The organism is Lactobacillus sp. ESL0260 (assembly GCF_003692935.1).
In the GTDB taxonomy this organism is placed as follows: domain Bacteria; phylum Bacillota; class Bacilli; order Lactobacillales; family Lactobacillaceae; genus Lactobacillus; species Lactobacillus melliventris.
Genome location: NZ_REHO01000013.1, coordinates 511,266 through 529,282 on the forward strand (window position 1 = coordinate 511,266; position 18,017 = coordinate 529,282).

At 34.8% G+C, this 18,017-nt stretch carries 18 protein-coding genes and 1 pseudogene; 6 read left to right on the top strand and 13 right to left on the bottom strand.

Annotated features, from left to right (window positions below):
- Positions 1-5 precede the first annotated feature (5 nt).
- Positions 6-671: a thiamine phosphate synthase gene (thiE, locus tag F5ESL0260_RS08705; RefSeq protein WP_370448598.1), complete on the top strand. Its 666-nt coding sequence runs from the start codon at positions 6-8 to the stop codon at positions 669-671.
- A 100-nt stretch (positions 672-771) separates the two neighbouring features.
- Here thiE and gap read toward each other — a convergent pair whose 3' ends face one another.
- A complete protein-coding gene (gene gap / locus F5ESL0260_RS08710; protein WP_122026623.1) occupies positions 772-1,791 on the bottom strand; it encodes a type I glyceraldehyde-3-phosphate dehydrogenase in 1,020 nt (339 codons plus the stop codon).
- A gap of 105 nt (positions 1,792-1,896) precedes the next feature.
- Between gap and F5ESL0260_RS08715 the strand changes: the two genes are divergently transcribed.
- A complete protein-coding gene (locus tag F5ESL0260_RS08715) occupies positions 1,897-2,628 on the top strand; it encodes a LysR family transcriptional regulator (RefSeq protein WP_158593831.1) in 732 nt (243 codons plus the stop codon).
- A gap of 91 nt (positions 2,629-2,719) precedes the next feature.
- Here F5ESL0260_RS08715 and F5ESL0260_RS08720 read toward each other — a convergent pair whose 3' ends face one another.
- The 3 genes from F5ESL0260_RS08720 to F5ESL0260_RS08730 form a co-directional block, all read right to left on the bottom strand.
- Positions 2,720-2,923, bottom strand: coding sequence for a hypothetical protein (locus tag F5ESL0260_RS08720; protein ID WP_122026625.1), 204 nt, complete (start codon positions 2,921-2,923; stop codon positions 2,720-2,722).
- A gap of 124 nt (positions 2,924-3,047) precedes the next feature.
- A complete protein-coding gene (locus F5ESL0260_RS08725; RefSeq protein WP_122026626.1) occupies positions 3,048-3,863 on the bottom strand; it encodes a LiaF domain-containing protein in 816 nt (271 codons plus the stop codon).
- Positions 3,863-4,324: a LytTR family DNA-binding domain-containing protein gene (locus F5ESL0260_RS08730; RefSeq protein ID WP_122026627.1), complete on the bottom strand. Its 462-nt coding sequence runs from the start codon at positions 4,322-4,324 to the stop codon at positions 3,863-3,865. Before F5ESL0260_RS08730 ends, F5ESL0260_RS08725 begins: the two co-directional genes overlap by 1 nt.
- A gap of 269 nt (positions 4,325-4,593) precedes the next feature.
- Here F5ESL0260_RS08730 and F5ESL0260_RS08735 point away from each other — a divergent pair, with 269 nt between their 5' ends.
- Together F5ESL0260_RS08735 and F5ESL0260_RS08740 are read left to right on the top strand one after the other, a co-directional pair.
- The gene (locus F5ESL0260_RS08735; protein WP_046325662.1) at positions 4,594-4,866 is read left to right on the top strand and encodes a type II toxin-antitoxin system RelB/DinJ family antitoxin; all 273 of its coding nucleotides are present in this window, start codon (positions 4,594-4,596) and stop codon (positions 4,864-4,866) included.
- Between the two features lie 12 nt (positions 4,867-4,878).
- A complete protein-coding gene (locus tag F5ESL0260_RS08740; RefSeq protein ID WP_122026628.1) occupies positions 4,879-5,196 on the top strand; it encodes a hypothetical protein in 318 nt (105 codons plus the stop codon).
- A 112-nt stretch (positions 5,197-5,308) separates the two neighbouring features.
- On the opposite strand, the gene F5ESL0260_RS08745 is transcribed toward F5ESL0260_RS08740, so the two are convergent.
- The 4 genes from F5ESL0260_RS08745 to F5ESL0260_RS08755 form a co-directional block, all read right to left on the bottom strand.
- Complete coding sequence (locus tag F5ESL0260_RS08745) at positions 5,309-7,120, bottom strand: FAD-binding protein (protein WP_122026629.1); 1,812 nt, start codon at positions 7,118-7,120, stop codon at positions 5,309-5,311.
- A gap of 142 nt (positions 7,121-7,262) precedes the next feature.
- Positions 7,263-7,385: a hypothetical protein gene (locus F5ESL0260_RS09585; protein WP_255410406.1), complete on the bottom strand. Its 123-nt coding sequence runs from the start codon at positions 7,383-7,385 to the stop codon at positions 7,263-7,265.
- Positions 7,386-7,554: 169 nt separating this feature from the next.
- The gene (purB, locus tag F5ESL0260_RS08750) at positions 7,555-8,850 is read right to left on the bottom strand and encodes an adenylosuccinate lyase (RefSeq protein ID WP_122026630.1); all 1,296 of its coding nucleotides are present in this window, start codon (positions 8,848-8,850) and stop codon (positions 7,555-7,557) included.
- A gap of 3 nt (positions 8,851-8,853) precedes the next feature.
- Positions 8,854-10,143 carry an adenylosuccinate synthase gene (locus tag F5ESL0260_RS08755; protein WP_122026631.1) on the bottom strand — a complete coding sequence of 430 codons (1,290 nt, stop codon included), beginning with the start codon at positions 10,141-10,143 and terminating at the stop codon, positions 8,854-8,856.
- Between the two features lie 196 nt (positions 10,144-10,339).
- Between F5ESL0260_RS08755 and F5ESL0260_RS08760 the strand changes: the two genes are divergently transcribed.
- The gene (locus F5ESL0260_RS08760) at positions 10,340-11,332 is read left to right on the top strand and encodes a GMP reductase (protein ID WP_122026632.1); all 993 of its coding nucleotides are present in this window, start codon (positions 10,340-10,342) and stop codon (positions 11,330-11,332) included.
- Between the two features lie 254 nt (positions 11,333-11,586).
- Here F5ESL0260_RS08760 and F5ESL0260_RS08765 read toward each other — a convergent pair whose 3' ends face one another.
- From F5ESL0260_RS08765 to F5ESL0260_RS08780, 4 genes are all read right to left on the bottom strand, one after another.
- Positions 11,587-11,901, bottom strand: a complete 315-nt coding sequence (locus F5ESL0260_RS08765) for a PTS sugar transporter subunit IIB (protein ID WP_122026633.1) — start codon at positions 11,899-11,901, stop codon at positions 11,587-11,589.
- Positions 11,902-11,911: 10 nt separating this feature from the next.
- The gene (locus F5ESL0260_RS08770) at positions 11,912-13,426 is read right to left on the bottom strand and encodes a sialate O-acetylesterase (RefSeq protein ID WP_122026634.1); all 1,515 of its coding nucleotides are present in this window, start codon (positions 13,424-13,426) and stop codon (positions 11,912-11,914) included.
- A 6-nt stretch (positions 13,427-13,432) separates the two neighbouring features.
- Positions 13,433-14,833, bottom strand: coding sequence for a PTS sugar transporter subunit IIC (locus F5ESL0260_RS08775; protein ID WP_122026635.1), 1,401 nt, complete (start codon positions 14,831-14,833; stop codon positions 13,433-13,435).
- 130 nt (positions 14,834-14,963) lie between these two features.
- Positions 14,964-15,680 carry a GntR family transcriptional regulator gene (locus F5ESL0260_RS08780; protein ID WP_122026636.1) on the bottom strand — a complete coding sequence of 239 codons (717 nt, stop codon included), beginning with the start codon at positions 15,678-15,680 and terminating at the stop codon, positions 14,964-14,966.
- Positions 15,681-15,818: 138 nt separating this feature from the next.
- Between F5ESL0260_RS08780 and F5ESL0260_RS08785 the strand changes: the two are divergent.
- Positions 15,819-15,944, top strand: a pseudogene (locus F5ESL0260_RS08785) (IS3 family transposase); the annotation flags it as partial.
- Positions 15,945-16,090: 146 nt separating this feature from the next.
- On the opposite strand, the gene F5ESL0260_RS08790 reads toward F5ESL0260_RS08785, so the two are convergent.
- Positions 16,091-17,992 carry an HTH domain-containing protein gene (locus F5ESL0260_RS08790; RefSeq protein WP_122026637.1) on the bottom strand — a complete coding sequence of 634 codons (1,902 nt, stop codon included), beginning with the start codon at positions 17,990-17,992 and terminating at the stop codon, positions 16,091-16,093.
- Positions 17,993-18,017: the final 25 nt, after the last annotated feature.

Below are 18,017 nucleotides of genomic sequence, written 5' to 3' on the forward strand. Positions count from 1 at the left end.
GAGAAATAATGAAAGAATTTAACACTGATTTTTTACATGCTTACTTTATTTGTGGCAGTCAAGATGTGCCCAAAGGTAAAACACTACCTGGTATAGTCGCAGAAGCCCTTGCTGCCGGCATCACGGCTTTTCAGTTTCGGGACAAGGGTCCTAATTCAACTTTAAGTAAAACTGAGAGACTACCTATGGCGCAAAAATTACATCAACTGTGTCAAACGTATCACGTGCCCTTTTTCATTGATGATGATGTCAAGTTGGCCCAACAAGTTCATGCCGAGGGAGTTCATGTTGGTCAAAGTGATGAAGAAATTAGACAGGTCATTAAAGAAGTTGGCGAGCAAATGATTATCGGCTATTCCTGTTCGAATTCAACGCAAGTTGAACAAGCCAATAAAATTAGCGGAATTGATTATTATGGTAGTGGCCCAATTTATGCCACCCAGTCTAAAAGTGATGCCGACCCCGAAATTGGTATTGCCGGCTTAAGACAACTGGTCAAAAATGCTACTCGGCCAATTGTTGCTATTGGCGGGATAACTGTTAACGATTTAGAGGCAATCGCTAAAACTAAGGCAGCTGGTGCTGCAGTAATCTCAATGATTGCTCAAAGCAATAATATTAAGCAAACTGTTAGTCAAATGCTCACAGCGCCATGGATAAAAAGCGACTAGCATATTTTAAAGACACAAAAAATGATTCTGCACTCGGCAGAACCATTTTTTATTGATGATAAACAGTTTTTAATTGTAAAAATATGAGCTATATTGATAATTAACCTAATTGGGCAACTTTTTGCAGTGTTCTAATCATCTGAGCTACAAAGCCGGATTCATTATCATACCAGGCGTAACCCTTAACTAATTGTGCACCGTCATCACCAGTTTCAACTTGAGTCAGAGTCGGATCAAAGACCGAGCCATACTCAGTACCAATAATATCTGATGATACAATCTGATCATCATTATAACCAAAAGAAGGATTACCTTCAGTGTGCTTTTTAATTTTGGCATTAAACTCTTCAGCTGTAACTTTTTGCTTCAAAATAGCGGCTAGTTCAGTAATTGAACCGGAAATAACCGGAACTCTTTGTGCAATACCTGTAAGTTTGCCGTCTAATTCAGGTATAACTAGTCCTATCGCTTTAGCTGCTCCTGTAGAATGGGGAATAACATTAGCAACTGCGGCACGGGCATTACGGACATTGCCTCCACGGTCAGGTCCATCCTGCAACATTTGCGAAGCAGTATAAGCATGAGTGGTAGACATGATTCCTACCTGAATGCCAAATTCATCGTTCATTGCTTGTGCTAACGGTGCCAAGCAATTAGTGGTACATGAGCCAGCGGAAATAATTTGATCAGAGTCAGTTAGTTGATCATCATTTACACTGTAGACAATTATCTTCATGTTACCTGCAGGAGCAGAAATTAATACTCTTTTAACACCGGCATCAAGATGAGCCTGTGATTTTGCAGTTGAAGTGTAAAAGCCGGTACATTCAAGCACTATTTTGACACCATCATTTTTGACCCACGGAATTTGACTGGCATCTTTTTCCGCATAAACCGGAATATTTTTACCGTCAATTACAATACTATTAGTGGTAGCAGTTACTTCATGATGAAATTGGCCATGCGCGGTATCATACTTCAATAAATGTGCTAACATAGCTGGTGAAGTCAAATCATTGATTGCGACAATTTCGATATCATCACTGGCCACTTCATATATTCGCCGTAAAGCAAGTCGGCCAATGCGGCCAAAGCCGTTAATACCAATTTTTGTAGTCATAATAAGTTCCTCCTTTTAGATTACAAAATTAGTATATTAAGATAAAATAGCCTTGCATAATCCAAGTTTATAATAGAGTTATCACTTTTAATGATATGGAGCAACATGAATTTCAACGACTTACATATTTACCAAACAATTTATGAAACTAGATCGCTTAACAAAGCAGCACTGAAATTAGGCTACACCCAATCCAACATTACAGCCAGGCTCAAAGCACTGGAGCAAGAATTGAATACGCCCCTTTTTGTGCGTTCTAATTTAGGAGTCAAACCAACCAAAAACGGTCAAAAAATGCATGATTTCGCCACTAAAGTTTTACAAAACTACCAAAACCTGAAAGAGGATTTGTCTATTAACAGGCCCAAAGTCCTCATTTCTGAGTTGCTTTTTGGCTATATTATTACCAAAAAAGCACCATTTTCATTTGAGCACTACGACATTATTATTAAAAATACCAATGAAATTCAAGAATTAATAACTAAGCATGCATATGACATGGTCTGGACTTTTACCCCTATTACTCTACCCAAATATTCGCTAATCAAAAAAAGTCATTTAGAAGCCTGTTTTTTAAAAGGCAACAAAAAAACAGCCGGCAAAGTACCAGTTGCTATCAATGCTGATATCAATTGTCCGTTTCGGAACTTGACTCTCAAGTTAACGCAGAATAAAAATGACATAACTGAAATCAATTCTCTGGAAATGATTTTAGAGCTGGTTAAAAAAGGTCAGGCAACTGCATTACTGCCCAAATATTTAATGAATGATGATCTAGTTGCAGCTGATTCGCAAGTTTGGAATATTCCCTATTATTTTTACCGTTACCAGCTGTAAATAAAACATCAATTTTTACTAATTTAAAACCTAATTGAAATAAAAAAGTACCGAGGCACTTCTAGCCTGGTACTTTGAATTTTTAGAAAAGTTATTTTTTCGACTGTAAAATTTTGGCCTTGGCATCATTGTAGCCGTCAATGTAGCGTTCTATTTCAATTGCTTTATTCTGGGTAACACGATTAACTAAGTTAACACCTTTTTTAGGAAAAGCCTTAAAAGAATGACTCTCTGCATAGTCCTTTTTGGCTTGTTCACAACCCATTTGATAATCACTAAGAGAACTCTTTTTCATAGCAGTTTTTGCTGCATAATAGTTATAGTCATTGGTTTCAAACCATTTTTAATATGCTTTTTCAGCATTTTTATAGTTTTCTTTGACATAATCATGTAGCTGCTTTAAAGCAACTATTTTATTTTTATACATAATTAATTTCAACTTCAGACATACTGCAGTGGCCGGTCAAAACCAATGTGGGACCATCGCCACTAGATTCACCAGAAATTTCCAGTTCTCCCAAAACAAGATCTAAGTTTTCACTATTAACTTTCCATGAAAGTGGCACATAAATTTCAATTTCACCCATGGTACCGTTAATATCTACTGTCACTACATCGCCAGCAGCCTTAGCCTGATCAAGGTAGACTTCAACTTCACCTAATGAAGAATTAATCATGACACTACGTAAATTTTGTGAATGAACATAGCGTGAAACTGATGACAGCTTCTGATTGATTACTATATCTTCACCATCAGTATGGTCTTTACTGTCATTAATGGTATCGCCATCAGTTGTATAATCTTTACTGTCATTAATGGTATTATTATCAGTCGTTTTATAACTTTTATCAAAGTCTGACCAATCATCATAGTAATCCCTAGGATTAAATTTATGTTTAAAGTAGTTTCCTCCTAAAAACCAGCTTTTTCTAAAAATTAATGTCAAACCTATATAAATCAACAATGCAGCAATCAATACTGTCCATGGAACAATTTTGGTAATATGCAATGGTTCAGCGTAAACAATTAAGAGAAAAGCAATAGAAAAAGTTGTACCAAACAAACTTTTATCCGCCACGCTTTCAATTAAAGCCGCTCCAAACACAATAGTCCAAATAATCATACTTACTTTCAAGTGAAAAGAAAACAGGTGCAGCTGGTTCATTACCAAGAAAATAGCAGCAGCCACTAATGCTATCCCCCAAAATATTTCTCTAATTTTATTTTTTCTCATTATGATGACCTTCTCTCGTTTAACCTATCATTTAAGTTATGGTAGTAATGACGTGAAACATAGACAGTTTTATAAGAATCGCGAAAATTAATTTTACAATTAGAAATCGAGCGTGTTAACGCATAAATTTGATTTAAATTTAAAATTGTTGACTTAGATACCCGCATGAATTGATAGTTTAATAAATTTTCTAATTCATAGAGTTTATAATCTACTGTAAAGGCATCCCTCGCAGTATGTGCAATCACTTGTTTATCTTCTGTTTCAAAAAATAAAATTTCGTTCATACTCAAGTAATAGGACACGTTATCTTTTTTACATTCAATTTGATCAGGGTGGCTGCTAATACCTTGAAGTTGACGGTAAATTTGTTCAACTTCTGGTGTCACAGCTTTAGCACGGATAGTTACACTAGTTTCATCATTATCCATATCCGGATCCAGCTCTATTTTTATTTTCACGCTTCTCACCTGCCCTTCATCACTTGATGATTTTATTAAACGCTTATTTTTATGTAAAATCTAGCACTTTTAACTAAGTGGCAATTTTAAGAAACTAAGTGGTATATTTTTTTGGTTCAGAAGAAAAGCAAAAATTCAAAGTCAGTTTTAGTATAGTATTTTATTTAAGACAATTTTTAGGCTAAAATTTGCAAAAAGTACCTAAAATATGCTATTTTAGGTACTTTTATGATATTATTATGTAACAAAGTAATTTCGGGAGGCAAATTATGGCAACTAAGATTGTTACTAAAAGATATTCTGTTAATATAGACAAACAAATAGCGGATACTGCAGAACTAGTTATTAGAAAAATTGGTCTTAAACCTAATGATGTGATTTCAATGATGCTTACACAGATTGCTGACAAAGGCAAACTACCTGTAGCATTTTCAGTTGACGATTATGACCATCTAAAAGATGAAATTATTGCAGCTAGTCGTAAAATTCCTGCACAAAAGGTTGAAACTTCCAAAGAAATAGCTGACTTTTTTGCAGATTAAGGAAACCAGTTAATGAATTTGTGCAATATTTTTATAACATACCTTGAATACGAAGATGTACCAAACGGAAAAAGTCGGCCAGTTTTATACATTGAGCAGGATGATGAATTTTATTATGTATTTAAAATTACTAGTAAATATCAAAGTAAGTCAAAAAGCATTCGCGCAAAGTATGCTAAAATTACCGATTGGCAAAAGTCGGGCCTTTACAAGGAATCGTGGATAGACTGTAATAAACGGTATCAGCTGAGAATTGATAAAACAAGACTAAAAGGTATTGGTAACTTAACGATAACCGATTTGAATAATCTTAAGAAATTTATCTGGTAGAGAACAACAAGGACAAGTATGAAAAAGGCACTGAGTTTTATTATTCAATGCCTTTTAATTGTTCTAAGAGAAGCCGGGGTTTTTCAAACCCTTCTAAATTCCAAACAACTATTTATTTAATTTTACTTAATGCATCCCTGACAGCGTCTTTTAATCCTCTAGTGGTATTAGAGGCACCAGAAATTGCATCGACATCAACTGTATTTGCATTAACCATTTTTGCTGGTAATTCATTAATTGCCTTTTGACCATAGTCATCGGATTCAGCTTGTTTCAGAACTTCGATATTTTTGAGATTCTTTTGCTTATCAGCCGTTACCCTGACAACAATTTCATCTCCCATTCCTTTAGTAGATTTACCAATATATTGTTCAGGACCAGTTGGATATTCTTCTTTCTTAATATCAGAACCAAGTGGCCGTGGCTTTAATAGTTTTTCATGCTTAGGAGAAGGTACATTGACTTCTGCTACATCATCTTTAGGATGAGCTGCATTTTGGCCTGCAATCTTACCGAAAATCAAGCAGTCCGCAAGATCGGACCCACCTTGATATAAGTTAGACATATTACTGCCCAGCTCGCCGGCACCATACAAATGCGGAATTGGTTTGTGCTCTGGATCAAGAATTTCAGCACGAGCATTTCTTCTAGGACCAGCTTCTGACCAGCCAATAGTTTGTACTAACGGTATGGCATAATACGGACCCTCTTCAGAAAATACACTTAAAGTAGCGGGATCACGATGATAAGCATAATCATGTTTCTTTTCGGCAAAGAAGTTAAATTCGTCAATTGTACTTTGCAGTTTATCCCCAGCAACTCCCATCTTTTCTGCTAATTCAGAAACAGAATCAGCTTTAAGAACGGAATTAAGTGCTTTATTATCAGGGAAAGTATCAATTTCACTGATCTTGTCATATTGCTTTTGATCAAAGACAAAGTAAGGGTGAATTGGATTCAATGGTTTGTACCATGAACCATGATTTTCTACATAGCCTTCACGTGCTCCTTGATCTTCCTTAAAGTAGCGTGTGCCGTCATCGCCAACCGTAAAAATACTGCCTGTATAGAAGACCGGGTTACCCATATAAAATGGTGCACGCTTCATCCCAGGTTCATCAAAAGCAAAAGCTTGTTGCATTCCACCGGCCGCATACATTGACATATGCCACATATCCGCACCTGCTTCGTGGGCCAAGTCAATACCCTTACCTTTATTATAAAGTGAACCCAGTGGCACTAACTTGTGTGAACCAATGTAATCCTGAATCATTTGCGGATTATTTTCGATACCACCAGTAGTTAACACTACACCATTTTTAGCGTAAACGTTTAATAAAACATGATCCCGCTCAATTTGAGCTCCGACAACTTTTTTACCAGGAGTTTGCAAGATATGCTTAACAGGTGCAGAATACCAAACATCAATCTTATCACTACGATCAAGTACTTTTTGCCGTAAAATGTTCCACAATGAAGCGTTAAAAATCCCCTTCTCTATTGTGATCATGTCATAGCTTTTAGCACCAGGTAAATCAGGGTGATCGGCAATTACCGCATCATCCGGCAATCCTAAAATAGTTTTATAGCTAACAGGTTCATTCACATCCAGATATTTTCTAAAATATTCTTTCATGTGTGTAATGCCATGAACAACTGTCTCCTCTATTTCTGGGTCAATATTAAAGTGCTGGGCCAAATGCTCATAGTAAGCACGATAATCTTCTTCGCTGCTGCTATAACCTACAAGTTCAGCAGCATATCTTGTGTTACCACCTTCGTGACCTTCTGGAGCAGAGTCAACTATTAGCACTTTAGCACCACTATCAGCCGCAAAGCGAGCCGCAGTTGCTCCGGCTCCACCAAAACCTAAAACTACTACATCATAGCTTGCATCATAATATGTATGATCATTAACTATCATATGTTTACCTTTCTTTCACAATAATAATTTTTAAAACTATTTATATTTTTCATCAAAAACAATAATTGGTTTTATCGTGTTGCCATTTACTGAATCTTTGATGGCCTCATTAATTTCCTCTGATTGATAAAACTTAACCATTTTAATCAAGTAAAAACTTGCCTGAACGATAAAGGTCAACCATTTCAGGAATAAATTCCTGCGGTACAGAGTCGCCTTTAATAACACCGGTAAGACATTTTGAAGCTGATAAAAGATCAAGCATCAAACCGAGCTCCTTAATTGTCTTGATTCCTATAGTTTTACTTCAATTTCATTTTATTGTTAACAAGCTCAGCTTATCACATAACCGCTTACATTAAACTGGACTTATCCAAAATTTAATTTTTGAGTATAAAAAAAGTTCACATTCAAGTGAACTTTTATTTATTAATTTATTCCAAACCAACTTTTTTGAAAATCTCATCTATATGCCGTAAATGGTAATGATAGTCAAAAGCATCAGCTACATCTTCTTCAGAAAGGTAATCCATGATTGGACTATCTTCAACTAATTTTCTAAAGGAAATTCCCTCATTCCAAGACTTGTTAGTTAGCTTTTGGACCATATCATAAGCATCTTCACGAGAAAGACCAGCCTCATCAATAAGCTTTAACAGCAAGCGTTGTGAGTAAATCAGGCCATAAGTTTTATCCATGTTCTTAAGCATTGTTTCTGGAAAAACATCTAGATTGGTCAAAATACGGTTAAAACGGTCAAGCATATAATCAATACCAATTGTTGTGTCTGGCAGAATCACTCTTTCGGCACTAGAATGAGAAATATCGCGCTCATGCCAAAGTGATATATCTTCATAGGCTGTAATAATATGACCACGTAAAACTCGTGCCATGCCGCAAAGATTTTCTGAGCCAATAGGATTACGCTTATGAGGCATCGCCGAGGAGCCTTTTTGCCCAGCACGGAAGTGTTCTTCAACTTCATGGATTTCGGAACGCTGTAAACCTCTAATTTCGGTTGCCCAATTTTCAATACTGGTAGCTATTAAAGCCAAGGTCGCAATATATTCAGCGTGTAAGTCGCGCGGCAAGACCTGGCTGGTAATTGGCTGCTGAGTTAAGCCTAATTGTCTTAATACACTGGTTTCAACAGCCGGTGGCACATTGGCAAAAGTCCCAACGGCACCAGAAATTTTCCCTGATTCTACACCTTTTGCTGCATGTTCAAAGCGTTCAATATCACGCTTAATTTCCGCATACCAGCGAGCTAATTTCAGGCCAAAAGTAGTAGGTTCAGCCTGAACGCCATGCGTGCGCCCCATTTCCACCGTATTTTTATACTTAAGTGCTTTTTGTGCAATCGTCTTTTTCAGGTCTTGCAAATCTTGCCGAATAATTTCATCAGCCTGCTTTAAGATGTATCCCTGTGCTGTGTCAACAACATCAGTAGAAGTTAAACCAAAGTGTACCCACTTTTTTTCTGAACCCAGACTTTCGGAAACAGTACGGGTAAAAGCCACAACATCATGATGCGTTATCTGCTCCAGTTCTGCTACCCGTTCAGGCGTAAAGCTAGCTTTTTGCGCAATTTTAGCAGCATCTGCTTTTGGTACTTCACCTAATTCACTCCAGGCATTGGTGGCAGCTATTTCTACCTTTAACCACGCTTCATATTTATTTTCATCCGACCATATTTTGCCCATTTCTGGGCGAGTATAACGTTCTAACATAAATTACATTTCCCACGGATTCTGTAACACGATTGTTTGTTCACGGTCAGGTCCTACTGAAACAGTAACAAGAGGAATATCAACAAGCTCTGACACACGGTTTAAAAACTTCTGTGCATTTTCCGGCAAGTCAGACCAAGTCTTAGCACCTGTGATATCTTCTTTCCAGGCAGGTAATTCTTCATAAACAGGTTTACACCGGTCTAGTTCTTTCAGACTGGCAGGATAATAGTCAATCTTTTGACCATCGAGTTCATAAGCAGTTGCAATTTTAATAGTGTCAAAGCCGCTGAAAATATCAAGTAAGTTTAGACTTAAGCCGTTAATACCAGCTACGCGCTTGGCATGACGTAACGCGACTGAATCAAACCAACCTACGCGTCGAGGACGGCCGGTAACCGTACCATATTCATGAGCAGTTTCACGAATCCGGTCACCAGTTTCATCTAATAATTCAGTTGGAAAAGGACCAGCACCAACACGAGTCGTATAAGCTTTGCAGACACCAATGACAGTCTTTAACCGGTTGGCGCCAACACCGATACCACTGGCAATACCGCCGGAAATGGTGTTCGATGAGGTAACAAAAGGATAAGTTCCTTCATCTATATCAAGCATAATTCCCTGTGCCCCTTCAAACAGGACCTTTTCATTGTTATCAAGAGCTTTATTAACTAGTACTGAAGTATCTGTAACATATTTTTTCATTTTTTGACCATATTCATAATATTTGGCAAAAATATCCTCAAATTTAAGTGCCGGTTTACCATAAATTTTGGTAAATACTTCGTTTTTCTGTTCTAAGTTAGTACGTAATTTTACTTCAAAGGTATCTTTTTCAAGTAAATCACAAACGCGAATACCAATTCTGGAAGCTTTGTCCATGTATGCTGGACCAATACCGTTTTTAGTAGTACCGATTTTTTGATCGCCCTTTGCTTCTTCTTGGTATTCATCTTGCTTGATATGGTAAGGCATGATGATGTGAGCACGATTAGAAATCTTTAATTTACTGGTGTCTATGCCCTTTTCTTCAAGATTTTTTAATTCACTAAATAAAACTTCAGGGTTAATGACCACGCCATTACCGATTACGGCACCTTGTTTTGACGCAAAAATGCCTGACGGAATCAAGCGCATCTTAAAATCTTGACCATTAATTTCAATAGTATGACCAGCATTATTACCACCATTTGAGCGCACAGTATACGCTGCTTCATTACTTAAAAAGTCAGTGATTTTGCCCTTTCCTTCGTCGCCCCATTGACTACCAACAACTGCAACTGCTGTCATTTTTATTCACCTCATTAAATTTCTACAAATATCACGTAAATAGTCTAGCAATTTGCCCACATTTAGTCAAATTTAAATGCGAATTATTATAGTAGTCAAATTTTTAATAGTTCGATTTTTCTGTTGACAAAAAAAGTATTTTTGATTATAGTTACTTCGTTTGCAAAGATTATTTATTCTAGGAGCCGATTTATTTATGAGTAATTATTTCAGTATGGAAGCCTTTGATTATGACGACATCCAGCTTGTGCCCAACAAGGGAATTATCAAAAGCCGTCATGATGCTGATACTAGTGTAAAGTTTGGAAACCGAACATTTAAAATACCTGTAGTACCCGCAAACATGGAAAGTGTCATTAACGATGATTTAGCAGTCTGGCTCGCTCAAAATGGCTATTACTATGTCATGCACCGCTTTCAGCCTGAGAAGCGTCTTAATTTTATCAAAATGATGCACGAAAAAGGCTTATTTGCCTCAATATCCGTCGGTATTAAAAAAGGTGAATACGACTTTATTGACCAATTAGTCAGTGAGAATATCAAACCTGAATATATCACAATTGATGTTGCCCACGGTCATTCTATCTATGTCATTGATATGATTAAGTATATTAAAGAAAAATTGCCTGACACTTTTTTAACAGCAGGCAATATCGCAACCCCAGAAGCTGTACGTGAATTAGAAGGTGCAGGAGCCGATGCCACTAAGGTGGGTGTTGGCCCTGGCCGTGCATGTATTACCAAACTTAAAACTGGTTTTGGTACTGGTGGCTGGCAACTAGCTGCTTTAAGAATGTGCAGTAAAGTAGCCAGCAAACCATTGATTGCAGATGGCGGTATCCGTTATAACGGCGATATAGCGAAATCAATTCGTTTTGGCGCTACCATGGTCATGATTGGTTCCATGCTTGCGGGACACGAGGAGTCTCCAGGCAATGTGATTAAAATTAATGGCAAAACTTACAAACAATATTGGGGTTCAGCTTCTGAAGTCCAAAAGGGAGCTTATCGCAATGTTGAAGGTAAGCAAATGCTGGTCCCATATCGCGGACATATCGCGGACACTTTAAAAGAAATGCAGGAAGATTTACAATCTTCGATTTCTTATGCTGGTGGTAAAGACCTTAGTTCAATTAAGTTGGTTGATTATGTAATTGTTAAAAACACGATTATGGATGGCGATAAATAGCTAATTTCATGATTTTATTCCCAAATTATTAATAAATATGGTAATTATTTCTTTTTTCCGTTAAAATAAAATTTATCTCAGCTCTGGTAGGTAGTCGGTGCTGGGATTTTTTATAGCTAAATTTTACTTTATTCAAAAAACGAAATTTCTTTTTCTAAAATAAAGAGCCGGAATATTTAAAATGAGTCCTGAAGGTCATATTACTTTCAGAACTCATTTCAATAGAGCTTTAACTCATATATTTTTTGTATATATCAAATATGCATTAATTTTTCGGCTTGCTTTAATACGGCCAATCCGTCCATTCTGCCATAATCCTGTATTGGTATGACTGCAAGCGGAATATTATTTTTTTCAGTAATTGGTTTTAAACTATTAATCATGTACCGAATCTGTGGTCCAAGCAAAATGCAGTCTGGCATATCTTTTTCCACTAAGTTAGGAATTAAATCTGCAGAAACTGCTTTAATTTGATAATTTTTATTAGACTTATTAGCCTCCTCTTTCATTTTATTTACCAAAAGTGAAGTTGAAAAGCCACCTGCACAAGATAATAGAATCTTTTTCAACCTATATACCTCACAATTCTATTCTAAAAGGCGATACTGGGTAATTTAGTTCATTATATAAACCTAAGTCTTCAGTGAAATTTGTATAAGCGTAAGAAATTATAGCTGGTTTTTTGTTAAGTGAAACAATTATTTTATTTTTGGCTAAATGGTTATTAACAAGCATCATATCATATTTTTTATCTAAAATTGTTACTTGTAATACAGCCTTCCCAATTAGTTTTAATTCTGAACACCTAGCTATTGTTAAAATAAGTTTACCGTTATTAAACTTTATTTGGTCAACATAGGGTGTGCCAGCATAGTCATTACCTACCAAAATTTTTCCTAACCGTTTACCCATTATTTTTTTATTTTCTGGATGAATATTATGTTCTTCGCCACCGTCTATAAAAGAAACTAAATCTACACCAGGAGTATTAGCCGCTACATCTGACTGAGTCTGTCTAATCACTGCCGCAGCGTTCTCAGGGTAATCCGCATATCCGGGCAATTGTATCAACTTAATCGGTAGAGAAGGGTCTTGTAATTCTCTTCTCCATGTTTTAATTAATATGGGTAATAATTTACTATATTCTGCTGCATTATCAGTATCATTTTCTCCTTGATACCAAACCATACCGTTAAATACACCATATCGAACTTGTTTTACCATCGTTTCATACAAGCCACCGGGACGCGTAAACAAGTCTGGCCGTACAGGAGGTGGCCATGGAGTATGCCCCACTATATTTTTAGCTGTACTTAATGAAGCATGGGGATGTTCTCTTAAATATTTTTTTAAATCAATTTTGTGTTGATTAACTTTTTCGTTGTAAATGGCCGTTTCACGATTAAAATCAACTAGAGTTTTATTTGCAATCTCGTTATTATATTTTTCCAAAAAAGTTTTATACAAGTCTGGATCATTAGCTAGATCTTCTGTTTTAACCCAAGAGCTGGCAGATGTTCCCCCTTTGTAACAGTCAACCACTGCTATTGGACAAGTTAAACCTGCTTTTCTCATAGTCTTCATCATATAAAAGCCTATGGCAGATACCATTCCACAGTTTTTAGCATTTATTTTATGCCAAGTTTCAAATTGTAAGTCACTGGGTTTAACCTGACTATTTATTGGATTAATATAATCTATTTGAGGCACATTATAGTAATATAACTCATTATACTTGTTACTTTTTAAATCTTTTAAAACTTGTGAATAATTTGCTTCATCTTTTAAACGAAATTCAATATTAGATTGTCCACTAAGTAAATAAACCATACCAAAATGAATATTATTAATAGTTTGATGATCACCTTTCGTATTCACAGTGATTTCAGCAACCGTATTTGTGCTATTAACAGCTGGCAAAGTTATTTGCCACTCACCAGTATTATTTGATACTGTTTGATATCTTTTTTTGTTAAAAGTAATATTTACTTCTTGATTAGCTTTAATTTTTCCTCCAATTTTAAAATCCATATTAACTGGTAATACCATGTTTGACTGAAACAAATCAGCTAACAAATTTTGATTAAATTTCATTTTTTCTTATGAATTAGCACTTTCCATTTCATCAATAGCAATAGAATCAGCGTTTATTTTATTATCCATTTTTACAAAAGGAATATAAATCAAAGTTGTAATTATTAAACTTACCGCTTGTACAATCACACCACGAATATTTCCGGTGTAAAGCAGTCCTGATAATAATGTCGGCACAGTCCATGGTACATTATTAACAATAGGAGCAATAAAGCCTATTTTAGTAAAGAAATAACCAATATAAAAGGCAAGTGGTTGAGCAATAACAAATGGAACAATATAAATTGGATTTAAAACAATCGGTAAACCAAACGTAATTGGTTCTGAAATGTTAAAGATTGCAGGTAAAAGCGCAATTTTGGAAATTTTCTTTGCTGCAACCCGCTTTGAGGCAATTAATATTGCTAAAACTGGGGATAAGGAGAAAGTTCCTGCCGCAATTGATGAAAAGTTCATAAATAAGGTTGAAAAAATATGATGTGCCTGTCCTAGCATATTTTGGGTATCATTAATAGTCCAAGTCATACCAAAAATAGCTCCCCAGATCGATGTTGGATGTATACCGAACCATTGAAGTAAGCTCCATGTAAATTGTGATACAAACGCAAAAGCATTTGTTTTAGATATTGCTAAAGCTGGAGCTTGTAAAATGGCTAAAAATAATGCTGGCATAGTTTTTCCTGTTGTTGCAGTGCTTAAACCAGTTAAAACAATAAAAATTCCCAATGTAATTGAACCTGGAATTAATGACGAGAAACTTTGGGCAACTGCAGGTGGAACTGATTCAGGTAGTTTTATAGTAATATTTTTTTGCATTATCTTGTTATAAATCCAGACTGCACTGCCACTGATTAAAATTGCGGCAAACACACCCTGAGTTCCAAGGTATTGAGTATCCAAATAATTTAAAACGTTTATTGCTTTTTTAGTATTTGGAATAGTATATTGAAAATTCCATGGAATTGATATAAAAAATGCAGCAAGTCCAAACAAAACATCTGTCATATGTTCTGCTCTGTTATTAAAAAATCTTGTTGAAACTTCCCAGCTAAAAATCACAGCCAGTAGCAACGCAAAGACGCTCAAAGTACCATTTGAAACAAGACCTATTAAATTTGCCGTTGTTTGAAGGCCCTGCTCAAAGCCACTTTGTTGCCAAGCTGACCAAGAACCTGAAATTAGTCGACCTAACTGAAGCCCCTGATTACCAAAAATTAATCCATTCATCGGATCGATAACAACATTCTGGAGCATGATTCCAAAACCGGCAATCATTGTTGTAGCCGAAACAATAACAAATGTATCACGCAAAGTTAACAATAATCTGTTACCAGATATTTTCCCGGCAACTCTAATAAATCCATTTTCCAGTTTTTTCATACCGGATGATTCTGAACTGTCATTCATAACTATCTCCCTCTTTGACTCACATTTTTGTAACCGCTTTATTTAGATTACAATAATATGATATAACAAATATTTAAATTGTCAACTTTTGATATAACAAAAAATAGGAAGCTTAATTACTTCCTATTTTTTATAATACTACCGCCTCTTTAATTAAAAACTTAGTTATACGATAATATGTCTCATTACATTCAAAAATACGACCATCACTTAAATATGATTTTTGAAACCATTTAAGGAGAGGCTCATTATTATCAACTTTTTCTTGAACTTTGTTTTCTCTTAGCAATTCTTGTTTTGCGAAAACTAAAGATATTTCCCGCATTGCACTTTTAGGTTCAACACCAATTTTTTTACTTATTAATGGATAAATTGAAGTTTCTAACATCTCCATATTTAAACCTTGGATTACTTTTGCAGGAATTGATATCTTTTGAAAAGCAACCAATTGTTTGCTGGCTGTCATTGCCGCCCGTTTTATTGTATATACTATATCGTAAGGGTTTATCCCAAGGGCTTCAGTAATTTTTGAGGTTCCTTGTCCAACTTCAAAATCGAGGAGTTTTAATTTATACTTTTTTAAATTGATTAGTTCTAATTGATTTGAATTTACTGATGACTGATATTGACTGTGATCTTTTACATAAGTACCAGCTCCCTGAATCCTATAAATTAAGCCTTGATTTTCGAGTTCTTTTAATGCATTTCGAACTGTAATCCTGCTAACGTTGTATGATTTAGCCAAATCATACTCTTTAGGAAGACGGTCATTTGGCTGATATTCATCAGTCTCAATTTCATGTTTAAGTTTCTTAGCTATAAGTAAATACTTAGGCAATTCTTTCATAATTTCATCTCTATAATTAATTTGTTATATCAAATAGATTCTAACATGTTTAATCACATAACGCATATAACAAATCTTTATGTTAATTATTAAAATTTGCTATATTCAAGTGGAAAAATGATTTAAAGCTTTAAAAAGCAGTTTAAAAATTTCAATGAACTGGAAGACGCAATCAGAGACTACATTGAGTATTACAGATTTAAAATCAAACTAAAGCTAAAAGGACTAACTCCGATTGAATATCGAAAATTAGTCCTCCGTTAGCAATTAATAGAGTGTCTTAATTTTAGGGTTCACATTAAATTTCAAAGTCAGTTTTTTCTAAAAGAATAATCTTTCCAGACTCCTTAAAATTAGTTGCTAGCAATAGAATTTATAACTTTTGAAATAATTTTCTTTCCGCAAGATATTCACCTCATAGTTTGATCATTCCTCACAATATTAAAGTATTGTTGTAGTTCAGAATCACCGTTTTTGATTTCCAATAATCCTTTACTAGGGTCAAGAATTATAATCTGTAAACTAAAGACCTTATGATAATTTATATATACAGGTTGCTTAAACTTAAAAACAAAATAACGTTTCTTAATTTCATGAGGGCCCAGAAGAGTGAGGTACATATTATAAGGGTAGGCATGGTAGCCTTCATTTGTTATTAAAGCTGCAACATAACTAACAAAATTGTTTTTATGTGTTTGGGGGATGCCTAGTTGTTTAATCAAATGATTAGCTACTATGTCCTGAATTTTTCCTTTTAAAGCATCTATTTTAATTATTACTGGCCGCTTAAAATAATTGGCAATTGAACCAATTGTTCGTTTAGTGGATAGTATTCTTTGCCACAGAGCCATTCTTAGCCCATCATCTGAAAAAAAGGAAAAAGTTATTTTAGAAATATTTATAGTTTTATAACTCGGTTTAGTCTTTGAAGAAACTAATAAGTAATCATATTTTGAATAATCAATATTTTCCAATTCATAAGAATAAACAAAAGTATAATTTGCGTTATATTTATTTAAATCAAGTTTACCTATTAAATGTTCACTGGCTAATTTACCATAGTCGTTTACAACTAAGAAATTAGTGGGAAAGTAACTATTTTGTTTTTGATGAATCTTACTGTATAAGCCCAGAACTATATCGTTAAACAGGCTGTCATTTAACTCTTTTTTATTATAATCAGCGCAAGAATTATATAAAGCAACGGTTAAAGAACTTGTTGCAAAAATTTTGTGGGCAACCTTTTCAGTTGCCAGTTCTAGGTTGAAGCTAACAAAGTCATATTTTTTCTTAAGGTATCTGATAAAGAAACTGCGATAAATGTATGCAGCAATATCAGAATCTTTATTAATACATAGTGACATTTGCTCTTTTAAAATAGCACAAACTTGTTTAACCTGTAATTTTACTTGCTGAGAGCAGGTTTTTAATTTATCCAGATCAGGAATTTGATTAATTTCGGAATTAATTAGTAAAAAAATAGCTAAGCATAGTTCTTCTTTGATACTTTTTTTAATTAATTTTGCTGCAATTATAAATGCCTTGTTATGTATCAATTCAACTTTAAAACTATGATTAATTTTTAAACTAATATCTGGCCGTAATTTATAAATCAGCAGATATTTTGTTACTTGCTTGAAGCCATTATCCGTTAAAGGAAAATCATATTCGTGAATTAATTGCCGTAAAGCCTGACTTTTATTTAGTAAATCAGTTTTAGTAACAGCATATTCAGTAAAAGCATATTCTGGTAGCAAAGCATCTTTTTGTTCAAAACTATAGACATCAAATAAATCTATCAAGCATGAACGAACTGCACCCGTTTTACCTACTACTTTCATGCCATAGTATGGAACAGATTTTACTTTTAAATTATAAATACTTAAAAATTTTTTCACATCGCGCATATCTTTTTTGATAGTCGCGGTACTAAAATTTAGTTTTCTCGCCAACTGGTCGATTTTGATGTAGTTTGGACTCGCACACAGAAATCTGCAAATTTTGGCAATACGTAACTTATTACGAAACAAGTAATTAAACTTGAGATTTAAATATTCAGAACAATTCTCCTTTAATAATTTCAGCCAGTCACTTTCTGCCAAAGAATAATCAAGTAAATATCCTTTAGCTCTTTGATTGATAATTTTGACATCATGACCGTTATTACGTAAAGCCTTATTAATCTGCTCAAATTCTGTATTCAGCGTTCGCGCTGAAATTCCGCTTTTATTTTTTAATTCAGAGATAGTAAGTAAATCATTGTTTAAAAAAAGATTTAACAACTCAATTTCACGGTAAGTTAAATTCAACATTGTTTTGCCGTCTTCCTTTTTAAGA